General features: G+C 37.6%; 11 protein-coding genes. 10 read left to right on the top strand and 1 reads right to left on the bottom strand.

The features are described from left to right. Nucleotides 1-21: 21 nt before the first annotated feature. Nucleotides 22-1,113 (top strand): bifunctional 3-deoxy-7-phosphoheptulonate synthase/chorismate mutase type II, encoded by a 1,092-nt coding sequence (locus DSM02_RS06550; protein WP_128764858.1) that lies wholly within the window; start codon nt 22-24, stop codon nt 1,111-1,113. 77 nt (nt 1,114-1,190) lie between these two features. On the opposite strand, the gene DSM02_RS06545 is transcribed toward DSM02_RS06550, so the two are convergent. Next, on the bottom strand, nt 1,191-1,652 hold the full coding sequence (locus tag DSM02_RS06545; RefSeq protein ID WP_128764857.1) for a hypothetical protein: 462 nt from the start codon (nt 1,650-1,652) through the stop codon (nt 1,191-1,193). A 79-nt stretch (nt 1,653-1,731) separates the two neighbouring features. Here DSM02_RS06545 and rsgA point away from each other — a divergent pair, with 79 nt between their 5' ends. The 9 genes from rsgA to rlmN all read left to right on the top strand — a co-directional run bounded on the left by rsgA (nt 1,732) and on the right by rlmN (nt 13,256). Further along, nucleotides 1,732-2,685 (top strand): ribosome small subunit-dependent GTPase A, encoded by a 954-nt coding sequence (gene rsgA / locus DSM02_RS06540; RefSeq protein ID WP_128764856.1) that lies wholly within the window; start codon nt 1,732-1,734, stop codon nt 2,683-2,685. A gap of 9 nt (nt 2,686-2,694) precedes the next feature. After that, on the top strand, nt 2,695-3,147 hold the full coding sequence (gene dtd / locus DSM02_RS06535) for a D-aminoacyl-tRNA deacylase (protein ID WP_128764855.1): 453 nt from the start codon (nt 2,695-2,697) through the stop codon (nt 3,145-3,147). A gap of 47 nt (nt 3,148-3,194) precedes the next feature. Further along, a complete protein-coding gene (locus DSM02_RS06530; RefSeq protein WP_128764854.1) occupies nt 3,195-5,096 on the top strand; it encodes a DUF3857 domain-containing protein in 1,902 nt (633 codons plus the stop codon). 4 nt (nt 5,097-5,100) lie between these two features. After that, on the top strand, nt 5,101-7,122 hold the full coding sequence (locus tag DSM02_RS06525; protein ID WP_128764853.1) for a DUF3857 domain-containing protein: 2,022 nt from the start codon (nt 5,101-5,103) through the stop codon (nt 7,120-7,122). A gap of 7 nt (nt 7,123-7,129) precedes the next feature. Beyond that, on the top strand, nt 7,130-9,118 hold the full coding sequence (locus DSM02_RS06520; protein WP_164918246.1) for a transglutaminase domain-containing protein: 1,989 nt from the start codon (nt 7,130-7,132) through the stop codon (nt 9,116-9,118). A gap of 89 nt (nt 9,119-9,207) precedes the next feature. Continuing rightward, the gene (locus DSM02_RS06515) at nt 9,208-9,534 is read left to right on the top strand and encodes a nucleotide pyrophosphohydrolase (RefSeq protein WP_128761441.1); all 327 of its coding nucleotides are present in this window, start codon (nt 9,208-9,210) and stop codon (nt 9,532-9,534) included. A 25-nt stretch (nt 9,535-9,559) separates the two neighbouring features. Further along, a complete protein-coding gene (locus DSM02_RS06510) occupies nt 9,560-10,783 on the top strand; it encodes a 3-phosphoshikimate 1-carboxyvinyltransferase (RefSeq protein WP_128764851.1) in 1,224 nt (407 codons plus the stop codon). A gap of 265 nt (nt 10,784-11,048) precedes the next feature. Further along, the gene (queA, locus tag DSM02_RS06505) at nt 11,049-12,098 is read left to right on the top strand and encodes a tRNA preQ1(34) S-adenosylmethionine ribosyltransferase-isomerase QueA (protein ID WP_128764850.1); all 1,050 of its coding nucleotides are present in this window, start codon (nt 11,049-11,051) and stop codon (nt 12,096-12,098) included. Between the two features lie 114 nt (nt 12,099-12,212). Then, nucleotides 12,213-13,256, top strand: a complete 1,044-nt coding sequence (gene rlmN, locus DSM02_RS06500; protein WP_128764849.1) for a 23S rRNA (adenine(2503)-C(2))-methyltransferase RlmN — start codon at nt 12,213-12,215, stop codon at nt 13,254-13,256. Nucleotides 13,257-13,348 lie beyond the last annotated feature (92 nt).

Below are 13,348 nucleotides of genomic sequence, written 5' to 3'. Positions count from 1 at the left end.
ATTGCCGTAAATTTGTTGAATATGGAAAATAAGAAAGAACTTAGAAACTGGTTAGACGCTTTCAATTTAGATCACCCGCTTGTAATCGCAGGTCCTTGTAGCGCAGAAACTGAAGAGCAAGTATTGAAAATTGCTCACGAGCTAAAAGACACAGATGCTACTGTTTTTAGAGCAGGTATCTGGAAACCACGTACCCGTCCGGGAATGTTTGAAGGTGTAGGAGCATTAGGTCTTAAGTGGCTTCAGAAGGCTAAAGAAGAGACTGGGATGCTTACGACTACTGAGGTTGCAAACCCTAATCACGTAGAGCTTGCTTTAAAACATGATGTAGATATCCTTTGGATTGGTGCCCGTACAACAGTTTCTCCTTTCAATATTCAGGAAATTGCAGAAGCTCTTAAAGGAACAGATAAAACAGTTCTTATTAAAAATCCGGTAAACCCTGATTTAGCATTATGGTTAGGAGCTGTAGAGCGTTTTTATACTCAGGATGTTAAAAATCTAGGTGTTATTCACAGAGGATTCTCAACGTATGAGAAGACTCGTTACCGTAATAATCCAGAGTGGCAAGTTGCTGTAGATCTTCAGAACGAGTTTCCAGATCTTCCATTAATTTTAGATCCATCACATATTGCGGGACGTCGTGATATCATTTTTGATCTATGTCAGACCGGTCTTGATTTAAATTACGACGGTATTATGGTTGAAACACATTACGATCCAGACAATGCCTGGAGTGATGCGAAGCAGCAAATTACACCTTCGCAACTTGTTCAGATTATGAAGGATCTTAAGATTCGTAAAGAAGAAGGTACAGCGGCTGAATTCAACAATAAATTGAATACACTGCGTACACAGATCGATGTGGTAGATCATCAACTTATTGAAAGTTTAGGGAAGCGTATGAAAATAGCCGACACTATAGGTGAACTTAAAACTGAAAATAACGTTGCAATTCTTCAGTCTAAGCGATGGAATGAAATTTTAGGAGCAATGATTCTTGAAGGTGAAAAGCATAGCTTAAGTGAAGAATTTATCTTGCGTGTGTTTAAAGCAATCCACCAGGAGTCAATCAACCATCAGAAGAAAATTTCTAGAATGGAAGAAGCTTAGAAATAAGTTTTAGAGATATAAAAAAGGCGCTCAATGAGCGCCTTTTTTATATCCAATACTACTGGTTTTTAAATACGTTACTCTTGCTGTTTTAGTCTTCTGAAGATATATCGGGTAACATAAATGCCATTGTCGTCACCATCGCCTCCATAGCTTTCAACACCACTATTTACAAAAGCAAGTTCCCAACCTTCCTCGGCCATTTCATTAATTTTAGAGGTTACTACCGCATCATTAGCCGCAATGTTCTGAAAACGAATTCCTCCAATATTGAAAAAATTAAGCAATTTGGTTTCTTCAAAATTCTTGAGCCTAATGGAGCTTCGGTCTGAAGTGTTACGGGAGTCGTCTTCTTCAGAGCGCGTTGAAGTAAAATCTTTATAATCTCTGCTTTCCAAAGTAGAAATCATTCTTGACCTACCTAAGCCATTAGGTACAATAGATTCAATAACAGTTACGGTTTGATATTCCATAACCTGCGAAAAAAGAGAAGCGCTTCCTGATACTAAGAATAAAAATAAATAAAAAGAATTTTTCATAAGACTGATTTTGTAGGATAAAGATTAAGGTTACTCTAAAATAAAGTAGTTTTACAATCTAAATTAGTAAAAATATTTTTTGAAAGGAACTGTTTACAAATCAACCGGAAGCTGGTACAGCGTTAAAAGTGAATCAGGAGAATTTTACGACTGCCGAATTAAAGGACGCTTTAGAATACAGGGTATTAAGAGTACAAATCCTGTTGCCGTAGGTGACCGTGTTATTTTTGAACTGGAGCAAACAGGCGATGCGGTTACCGGGGTGATAAAAGATATTGAACCGCGTGACAATTACATCATTCGTAAATCTGTTAACTTATCTAAACAGACACATATTATTGCTGCTAATATAGACCGCTGTTTCCTGGTTATCACGTTAAATAATCCCCCTACTTTTACTGCTTTTATAGATCGCTTTTTAGTGACTTGTGAAGCCTATCACATCGAGGCAATTTTACTTTTTAATAAAGTAGATACCTTGAGTGATGAAGAGTTTGGTGAAGTGAAGTATCTCGCAGAAATGTACCGCGAGATTGGTTATACGTGTATCGGTGTTTCGGCAAAAACCGGTAAAAACGTTGATCAGGTAAAAGACTTGATGTTGGGTAAAACCAGTATGTTTTCGGGACATAGTGGTGTTGGTAAATCTACCCTCGTAAATGCAATAGAGGCTACTCTGGATCTAAAAACAAAAGCGATTAGCGATCAGCATATGCAAGGGCAGCATACGACTACTTTTGCAGAAATGTTTGACCTCAGTTTTGATGCGCGTATTATAGATACACCGGGAATAAAAGGTTTTGGAGTTGTAGACATCGAGCGAGAAGAACTAGGTAATTATTTCCCTGAATTTTTTGCGCTGAAAGATCAATGTAAATTCAATAATTGTTTACATCTGGAGGAGCCTAAATGTGCAGTTAAAGAAGCCTTGGAACATGACGAATTGCACTGGTCCAGATATCAGAGTTACAAACAGATTATTGAAGGTGACGAGGAAAATTATAGAAGAAATGTTTATGATCAACAGCCTTAATTAATTATTATGAGACTAGTTATTCAGCGAGTAAGTGAAGCTTCAGTTACGATAGAAAATGTCATAAAAGGGAAGATAGGGCGTGGCTTTATGATTCTCCTAGGTATAGAAACTGAAGATACACAGGAAGATATCGAATGGCTTACTTCAAAAGTTTGTGGTTTACGTGTTTTTAGCGATTCAGAAGGGCTGATGAACGAAAGTATTTTAGATCAGGATGGAGAAATTCTTTTGATTAGTCAGTTCACACTACATGCCTCTACAAAAAAAGGAAACCGCCCTTCTTTTTTAAAAGCAGCCAAACCAAATGTGGCAATTCCACTCTATGAAAAATTTATAGGCACACTTTCTCAAAAACTTAAAAAACAAGTCAAAACGGGAGTTTTTGGCGCTGACATGAAGGTTTCTTTAGTGAATGATGGCCCTGTTACCATCATGATGGATTCCAAAAACAGAGAATAATTTAAGATTATATTAAGATTTTAGTATCTTGCCATTTTTTAAAATATATGGCAAGAAAATTAATATTCCTGCTATTTGTTATTCCCTTACTAACTCATAGTCAGCAACTAGAGCTCTCTGCACTTACTGTAGATCCTGAGCTTTCCGATGGCGCAGACAGCGTTTTGCGTCACGAAGAAATCACCTTTGATCTTTCTGATAAAGGCAAATTGAGAACTACGATCTCGAGATTGGTTACGGTTTACAATAAAGCCGGTTTGTCTGACGTAAAAGCTTACGCTGGTTATGATAACAACTCTAAAGTTTCAGATATCGAAGCGGTTATTTACACGGGTACAGGCGTAGAAAAGGACAAAATCAAAAAACGAGACTTCAAAGATGTTAGCGCCGTTTCCGGTGGAACTTTATATGCAGATAGCAGAGTTCTTTACCTGGATTATACACCTACATCGTATCCATTTACCATTCAGTTTAATTCAGAAACGCTTAGTGAAACCACTGCTTTTTTATGGCCTTGGATGCCTGTTTCACGATATGCGAGCGGAACCGAATACTCTAAATTTACCATCATTCATGATCCAGAAGATACCCTGCATGTTAAAGAAACCAATCTAGAAAAATTTGGTATTACTAAAGAGGAAACACCCGGTAAAACAACCTGGATAGCCAAAAATATTGAACCGGTTACGTTTGAATACCGATCAAAAGGGCTTGATGAACGTGTACCACGGGTAAAGTGCTTTTTTGATAGATTTTATCTGGCAGGAGTCCCCGGTATTGCGGGTAACTGGAAAGATTTTGGAAAATGGATGAATGAAAAGTTGGTTGAAGATACTCAGGATCTAGACGCTGCTGCTATTGCTGAGATTCAAGAGCTAACTAAAGACTTGCCTAATGATGAAACAAAAGCCAGAGCGGTATATCAATTTGTTCAGGATAAAGTGCGGTATATAAGTGTGCAGGTAGAGATCGGTGGGTGGAAACCTATGCTGGCTTCTGATGTACAACGCCTGAGTTATGGCGATTGTAAAGCGCTTAGTAATTATACACAAAGTCTTTTAAATGCAGTTGGAGTCAAATCCTATTACACAGTTTTGTATGGAGATCGGGGTAAAGAATCTCTGGAGACCGATGTGGTTGCTATGCAGGGTAATCACGCGATTCTTGGCGTGCAGCTGGGCGATGAGATTAAGTTTTTAGAATGTACCAGTCAGGAAACCCCTTTTGGTTATATGGGTAGGTTTACAGATGATAGAGAAGTGCTTTTGCTTACTGAAGATGGCGGTAGGATCGTAAAAACTACAAAATACGATCAGGAAGATAATACAGATATCCTTAATGCTAATCTGGTTTTAGATGAGACTGGTAATCTTTCGGGTGAAATAGCCCGAGAGGCTAAAGGTATATTTTATGCAGACCGAATGAATCTTGATCGCAAAGATGATAAAGATTTGAGTGATTATTATTACGAGACATGGAGTGGTATTAACAGTCTTTCCGTTTCAGATATTGAACTGAATAACAACAGACTTGATGTGGTTTATGATGAAAAACTGAACTGTAATATAACTGGCTATGCAACTTCGGTAAGTGATAATATGCTCGTTAGAGCAAATCCCTTTGCGCTTTCGCGCGATGCAATTCCACCGCGATATAGAGACAGAAAAACCGGGTTTGTAAATCTTCGCGGAACCATAGAACAACAAAATATCGAAATCACAATCCCTGAAGGCTATGCAGTAAATGCATTGCCTGAGACTGTTGAGTATACTGAAGAATTTGGTACGTATCAAGTGTCTTATAAACTTGAGGGTAACAAGTTGATCTGTAAGCGGATGTTGAAATTTAATGAAGGGGATTTTGATGTAGAAGCTTACGAGAAATACCGGGATTTGTATAAAACGATTGTGAAGCACGACAATCAAAAACTATTAATTGAAAAAATATAAGCTTATGCATAAAAGTACGTGTATCATTTTTTTGTTAGTGAGTTCAATTTGCTTTGCTCAGGATTTTAGGTTCGGTAAAGTTTCTTTAGAAGAATTGCAAGAAGAGGCACATCCTCTTGATCCAGAAGCAGACGCTGCAATTTTATACCGGGAGCAATATTCCCATCTTGATTATTTACAGAATAGTGGGTTCATTCTTAAAACTGAAGTTTATGAGCGTATTAAAATTTACAATCCAGAAGGATTTAAATGGGCGACACAACAAGTTGCACTTTATCAAGGCTCTTCAAGTGAAGAAAGTATAAGTGGTTTAAGAGGTGTAACCTACACACTGGAAGGTTCTGATATTGAAGAAACTAAATTACGCAAGGATGGTATTTTTTCTGAAGAGCGTAATAAGTATTATGATATAGAAAAATTCACGTTACCCAACCTTCAAAAAGGTTGTGTGATAGAATTTAAATATGAAGTGATGTCTCCATTTATTACAACTATTGATGAGGTAAAACTTCAAGAAGAGATTCCTTTAAATAAAGCCACAATCACGTTTACAAGCCCGGAGTGGTTAATCTATCAAATGCATAGAAAGGGACTTTTACCTCTTGATGTTAATGAGACTACAACTGCTGATAAGGTTAATTATACCGTTAGGCCGGGAATTTCAAGTGGTGGTTCGCTAAGAGGAGGTACAAGAGCAGCAGTTCAAAACAGGACAATAGATTTTCAGCGTAAAAAATATATAATTGAAGCGAGTGATGTACCTAGCCTAAAAGAAGAAGTGTTTTCTTCTAATATAGATAATTTCCGTTCGGCAGTTAGCTTTGAGCTTTCGTATACACAATATCCCGGTGAGCCTTTTGAAACAATCACAAGTAATTGGGAAGCCGTTTCTAAAACCATTTATGATTCAGAAAATTTTGGAGGTCAATTAAAAAATCAACGCTTTTTTGATGATGATGTGGATGCTGTGTTAGAAGGAGCTGTTTCTTCGGAAGATAAAGTGGTTCGCATTTTTGAATTTGTGAAGCAGCGTATGACCTGGAATAACTTTTTGGGTATTTATGCAGACCAAGGCGTAAAAGAAGCGTATAAAACAGGAGCCGGAAACAGTGCGGATATAAATCTATTGCTGGTGAGTATGCTGCAGTATGCCGGTTTTGACGCAAACCCGGTCATTTTAAGCACCAGAGATAATGGCATACCGATTTTCCCTACCCGTGATGGGTTTAACGATGTTATTGCAGGAGTTACTATAGATGGTAATACCATATTGATGGATGCCACTAATAAGCTGGGAGCTGTAAACCTTTTAGAAGAAGGCTTACTCAACTGGCAGGGAAGGGTGATTCGTAAAGACGGGATTTCAGACTGGGTAGATTTATACCCTACCACTCATGCTGTTGAAAGTACCATGGTTAATTTTGAAATTAGCGATGATTTGATGACCACTGGTACAGCGAAAAGTAGATATACCGGGCATTATGGATTGTCCTATAGAAGAAAATTTAAAGGAAAAACCGAGCAGGAACATTTAGAAAATCTAGAGGAAATTCATACAGGGGTTGAAATAAATGATTTTGAATTGAAAAATTTAGACAATGTTTATGAGCCAGTAGAAGTTTCTTATGATTTTGAAATGCTCAATGGAGGAGTAGAAGAGGTGGCAGGTAAACTTTACGTTTCGCCGCTATTTTATCTCACACAAGCAGAAAATCCATTCAAATCTGAAGAGCGTAACCATCCTATAGATTTCAGGTATCCTTGGAAAGACCGATATATTCTTAAAATTAAAGTTCCTGAAGGTTATGCAGTAGAAAGTTTGCCAAAAAGTGGCGTGATGAGCCTGGTAGATAATTTAGGTTCTTTCAAATATTTGATTTCTCAAAGCAATACGGGTATTAATATTTCAACGGAGTTTTCATTAAACAGTTCTATAATTCCGGCAGAATTGTATCTCGATTTAAAAAAATTCTATGAGATGATTGTCTCTAAACAGAGCGAGAAAATAGTGCTATCTAAAATTTAAGAGTATTTTGAAATCATTACGTGTAACCTTTTTTAGCATAGTATACTTCATTTTTAGTTGTACTGTTTTAAGCGCTCAGGATTATGAATTAGAAGATGTATCAGAAGCAGAACTTACCTTAGATGTTTATGCGAAGGATTCTACAGCACCGGCAGCTTATCTTAACAAAGTAAGAGAAACATATTTTGATTATGATTCTAATGATGACGGGTGGATCATCGTTACAGAGGTTACAGAACGCATAAAAATTCTCAATAAGGAAGGCTTAAAGTATGCTACTAAAAAAATAGGATTATACAAAGGTGATTCAGGCAAAGAATTAGTAGATGATATTAAAGGAGTTACCTATAATTTCAATTCAGGTCAAATAGAAAAGAGCAAACTGGATAAGGATGCGATTTTTAAAACCGAAAGATCAGAAAGATGGGACGAGACTGCCTTTACAATGCCAGCTGCTCAAGTGGGAAGTGTTGTAGAATGGAGCTATAAAATGGTTTCCCCATTCTATAAGATAGATGATCTTATCCTTCAGGAAGATATTCCGGTAATTGATTATTATGCAAAAATCAGAACTCCCGGAATGTTTCAGTTTCGCAGAGTAAAAAAAGGTTATTTTGATATAATGCCCAAAGAATCTGTACAACGAGGAGGGATAACAGTTAATGGTGATTTTAATCAAAGTAATTACTTCAATTATCAAGAACTCGTTGCAGAATATGAGCAAAAAGATGTTCCCGCGCTCAAGGAAGAGGTTTATATAATAAACCCTGACAACTACCGGCGTAGCATAATTTATGAATTGATCTCCACCAATTTTAATGATAACAAAAGGGAATATTCTACAACTTGGGAAGAGGTAGCACGAACAATTTTTAAACACGATGATTTTGGTGGTGAGCTCAAGAGTACTCGTTTTCTTGAAGAAGCAGCGGCCGAGATTTTAGCAGCAAATAAAACGCAGGATGCTCAAATTAAAGCAGCGCTGCGCTTTGTTAAATCTAAAATTTCCTGGAACGGTGATTATGGAAAATATACAGATGAAGGCATAGATAAAGCTTACAAAAATGGAAGCGGTAATGTTTCAGAAATAAATCTGTTGCTTACTGCCCTTTTGAGGGAGTGTGGAGTTTCGGCTAATCCTGTATTATTGGGTACAAAACGTTTTGGAATACCACTTTTTCCTACTTTAGAAGGTTACAATTATGTAGTCGTAGGTATTCGATCTGAAATGCAGACGATTCTACTTGATGCCACAGACAAGTGGAGCGCTCCAAATATTTTACCAACACGCGTTTACAACTGGAAAGGAAGAATGGTAAATAAAAAGGGAGTTTCTCAGGAGATTGATCTATTTGAGACTATAAAACCCCAGATAGATAGGTACGTAAAAGCTGTTTTAAATGAAGATGGTAGTCTTGAAGGTGAACTCAAGCAACGTTTTTCTAGTTTAGAAGCTCTTAAAATACGACACAGCGTAGGCACTCATGATGTGAAAGATTGGGGTGAAAAACGGTTGGATTATTTTGGTGTTGATGAGCTTACAGCGCATCAGTTAAAAGATTTAAACAAACTCGAAAAACCTATTGTTGAATCTTTTCAGTTTAAAATTGATCAGGCTGTAGATCAGGTTCCGGGACAGATTTTCTTAAATCCGTTATTGTTCTTCAGGGAAAGAGAGTCGCCTTTTAAGTCGGACGAGCGCATCTCACCTATAGATTTTGATTATCCGTTCACGCATAATACTACTATTACAATAGAGCTACCTGCAGGGTATGCAGTAGCTTCCCTTCCTGAATCTACAAAAATAGCGTTGCCCGATGATATGGGTATTTTTCTATATACGATACATGAACAGAATAATATATTGCAGGTTATGACGCGCTTCAATCTGAATAGTACTTTTATGCCGGCCGAGTATTATCAGACGTTAAAAGAATTCTTTAAAATACGTATAGACAAAGAGAACGAAAAAGTGATTCTTAAAAAAAGTATTTAATTTTAAAGACAGCTTTCCTTTTTTAGCATAATCACGACTTAGATTTTCTGCTTTACCTTAATTTAGCACTTTAGCAAAGATTAAGGTTTATGAAAATTGATAATGCGCAGCAAGCTGTGGATCATTGGATAAAAGAACACGGCGTTCGCTATTTTAACGAACTAACCAATATGGCACAACTCACCGAAGAAGTAGGTGAAGTTGCCCGTATTATTGCGCGCCGATATGGAGAGCAAAGCGAAAAAGAAAGCGATAAAAACAAAGATCTTGGCGAGGAATTGGCAGATGTACTGTTTGTAGTTTTATGCCTTGCCAACCAAACCGGAATCGACCTTCAGGAGGCTTTTGATAAAAAGCTAGATTTAAAGACTAAGCGTGATCACGATCGGCACCACAATAACAAAAAACTTCAATAACGGTTTCTACCTATAAGCTACTATTTTGATACTACGATTAGAACAAAAAGAACCCAAACTTTCTGGTGATATAAAGATTACCGGTTCAAAAAGTGAAAGCAATAGATTATTATTGCTTCAGGCACTTTTTGGAAATTTTAAAATAAAAAACCTATCTAACAGTCATGATAGCGAGGTGATGCAAAAAGCACTAGCCTCAAAAGAGAAAACAGTAGATATACATCACGCCGGTACAGCAATGCGCTTTTTAACTGCGTATTTTGCAGCTTTTGAAGGTCGTGAAACCATACTCACAGGAAGCTCGCGCATGCAGGAACGTCCTATAAAATTACTGGTTGACGCCTTACGCGATCTGGGAGCTGACATCACGTATCTAAAAAACGAAGGTTATGCTCCGCTTCACATTAAAGGAAAAAAACTAGAGAAAAATAAAGTATCGCTGGCCGCTAATGTGAGTAGTCAATATATTTCTGCGTTGATGATGGTGGGAGCCTCTATGCCTAATGGTTTAGAAATTAAACTTTTGGGTCAGATTACTTCCGTGCCTTATATCGAAATGACACGTTCGTTATTAACGCAATTGGAGATCGAAAGTAGCTTTGAAGGTCAATTGATAAAAATTGCTCCTGCCGGAAAGAGTACAGTTTCAGAAATGACGGTAGAGTCAGACTGGAGTAGTGCTTCTTATTTTTACAGTCTTGCTGCGCTATGTGATACTGCAAAGCTGAAGATATCAAGCTATAAAGAAAACAGCTTGCAAGGTGATTCCGTATTGGCAGAATTATACACCAAGCTTGGAGTTAAAACCACGTTCTTAGAAAATGCAGTTTTACTTGAGAAAGAAAATAAACCAAAACCACAACGCGTAGCGTTTGATCTAGCAAACAGTCCGGATATTGCACAGACTATTGCGGTTACGTGTTACGGGATGGGGATTGCTTGTGATTTGACCGGCTTACATACCTTAAAAATTAAAGAGACAGATCGTTTAGAAGCTTTAAAAGCAGAGTTGTCTAAACTTGGAGCAAATATTTCAGTAACCGATAAAAGTCTTCATTTGGAAGGAGTGACTAATTTTCAGTCTGAAGTCACCATAAAAACGTATCAAGACCACCGCATGGCAATGGCTTTTGCACCTTTCGCTTTGCGAGCACCTATTCTTTTTGAAGATGCAGAAGTGGTAAACAAATCATATCCTGATTTCTGGAGTGATTTTAAAGCCCTGGGATTTAAGATCAAAGAGGTTTAATCGCAGGGCGATAGCCAAGGGTTCAATTTTTCCTCTACTTGTGCTGAAAGGTAAAAAAATCTTTTGTGCTTGCTATTCGGTTCTTTAATCAATTTGCAATAGGTGGGATTGAGCTAAAATGTTCGGTTATTGGCCTATTAAACCTTCCGTTTCTTAGTGTGGAAGCGGCTTTATAAATTAAACGCTGTTTTACTTGACAACCCCTACCCTGAGGTTGTATATTTGCACGCTATTTTAAATACCTAAAAACAGACGTCCCATGGGAATGAAACTTTCACAATTTAACTTTGATTTGCCAAAAGAGCTTCTTGCTGAATACCCTGCAGAAAATCGGGATGAAGCCAGATTGATGGTTCTTAACCGCAAAACCCAAACCATCGAGCACAAGCTATTTAAAGATCTTATTGATTATTTTGATGCAGATGATGTGATGGTGTTGAATAACACTAAGGTTTTTCCGGCGCGTCTTTATGGTAATAAAGAAAAAACCGGAGCACGTATTGAAGTTTTCTTATTAAGAGAATTAAATTCAGAAACGCGTCTTTGGGATGTTCTTGTAGACCCGGCCCGTAAAATACGTATTGGTAACAAGTTGTATTTTGGTGACGATGAGAGTCTGGTAGCTGAGGTTATAGATAACACAACATCTCGTGGTAGAACCTTACGTTTTCTTTACGACGGTTCGTATCAGGAGTTTAGAAATAAATTAACAGAACTAGGTGAGACACCACTTCCTAAATACATCAAAAGAGAAGTTGAACCAGAAGATGCAGAGCGTTACCAAACGATTTTTGCAAAAGAAGAAGGTGCAGTTGCTGCTCCTACTGCAGGTTTACACTTTAGTAAGCATTTGCTAAAACGTCTGGAAATTAAAGGTCTTAATTTTGCTGAAGTAACGCTTCACGTTGGTTTGGGAACTTTTAGCCCGGTTGAGGTAGAAGACCTATCTAAGCATAAAATGGACAGTGAAGAGGCGTATATTCACGCTCCTGCAACTGCTACTATAAACAATGCGATTAAAGAAAACCGAAGAATTTGTGCAGTAGGTACTACGGTAATGCGTGCACTGGAAAGCTCGGTAAGTTCTAATCATACACTTAATGAATTCAGTGGATGGACTAATAAGTTTATTTTCCCTCCTTATGATTTTAGTATTGCAAATTGTATGATAACAAACTTTCATACGCCTAAGTCAACCTTGATGATGATGGTGTCTGCTTTTGCGGGTCACGATTTTATGAAAGAAGCATATGAAGAAGCAGTGAAAGAGAAATATAAATTCTACAGCTACGGTGATGCGATGTTGATTATCTAATCTAAAAGAGCTATTCTTATAAAAAATCCTCGGTAATTTTACCGGGGATTTTTTATGCTTAAAAGTTAGGAAACCTGTTATAGCTAACACGCTGCTAATTGGTATCTTTGCACCGTGATAAAAACTAAAAAAGACATACGGGCACTTACGCGTGATGAGTTACGGGATTACTTTGTCGCTCAAGGTGAAAAAGCTTTTCGAGGAAACCAGGTTTATGAGTGGTTATGGAGTAAAGGCGCACACGCTTTTGAAGACATGACTAATCTCTCTAAAGAAACCCGAAGCTTTCTGGATGAGCATTTTGTGATCAATCACATTAAGGTTGATCAGATGCAGCGTAGTAATGACGGTACAATTAAAAATGCAGTGAAATTGCATGATGGTCTTACCGTAGAATCTGTTCTGATCCCGACTTCTTCAAGAACTACAGCTTGTGTTTCTTCACAGGTAGGGTGTAGTCTAAATTGTAAATTTTGTGCTACTGCTCGTTTAAAGCGCATGCGTAATCTCAATCCTGATGAGATTTTTGATCAGGTTGTGGCGATAGATCAGCAAAGTCGATTGTATCACAACAGACCGCTTTCTAATATCGTTTTTATGGGAATGGGAGAGCCGTTGATGAATTACAATAATGTAGTTAAATCTATTGAAAAAATCACCGCTCCTGATGGTTTAGGGATGTCTCCTAAGCGCATTACGGTTTCAACTTCTGGTGTTCCCAAGATCATAAAGAAAATGGCAGATGATGAGGTTAAATTCAATCTGGCGGTTTCTTTACACTCAGCTCTAGATGATGTGCGTACCGATATTATGCCGTTTAATGAGCAGATGCCGCTTCAAGAATTGAAAGATGCATTGCAGTATTGGTATGTCAAAACTAAAAAGCGCATAACCTACGAATATGTGGTGTGGCGAGGTATAAATGATCAGGATAAAGATATCGAAGCCTTAATAGATTTTTGTCTGGCGGTACCCAGTAAGGTGAATTTGATCGAATACAATCCTATTGATGATGGTCAGTTTCAGCAGGCAGACCCTGAGGCAATAAACAGATATGTAGCCAAGCTTGAAGATCGTGGTATTACTGTTACCGTGCGTCGCTCTCGCGGAAAAGATATTGATGCCGCCTGCGGCCAGTTAGCTAATAAGGAAGCTTAAGTAAGTTTTTTTTTAAAGGAATTTTGATTCTAAACTAGAATATATAGAAATACGGCACCTGGTAATTGTAATAAAAATAATAATAGCAATAA

This window comes from Leeuwenhoekiella polynyae (assembly GCF_004104075.1).
Lineage (GTDB): Bacteria > Bacteroidota > Bacteroidia > Flavobacteriales > Flavobacteriaceae > Leeuwenhoekiella > Leeuwenhoekiella polynyae.
Note: the sequence above shows the minus strand (reverse complement) of the source record. Positions and strands in the feature narration are given on the sequence as shown.

Bases quoted from the DNA above. Each gene is read 5' to 3' on its own strand.
- DSM02_RS06550 (WP_128764858.1), top strand. From the start codon at position 22: ATGGAAAATAAGAAAGAACTTAGAAACTGGTTAGACGCTTTCAATTTA.
- queA (WP_128764850.1), top strand. From the start codon at position 11,049: ATGAAACTTTCACAATTTAACTTTGATTTGCCAAAAGAGCTTCTTGCT.
- DSM02_RS06530 (WP_128764854.1), top strand. From the start codon at position 3,195: ATGGCAAGAAAATTAATATTCCTGCTATTTGTTATTCCCTTACTAACT.
- DSM02_RS06545 (WP_128764857.1), bottom strand. From the start codon at position 1,652: ATGAAAAATTCTTTTTATTTATTTTTATTCTTAGTATCAGGAAGCGCT.
- DSM02_RS06525 (WP_128764853.1), top strand. From the start codon at position 5,101: ATGCATAAAAGTACGTGTATCATTTTTTTGTTAGTGAGTTCAATTTGC.
- dtd (WP_128764855.1), top strand. From the start codon at position 2,695: ATGAGACTAGTTATTCAGCGAGTAAGTGAAGCTTCAGTTACGATAGAA.
- DSM02_RS06515 (WP_128761441.1), top strand. From the start codon at position 9,208: ATGAAAATTGATAATGCGCAGCAAGCTGTGGATCATTGGATAAAAGAA.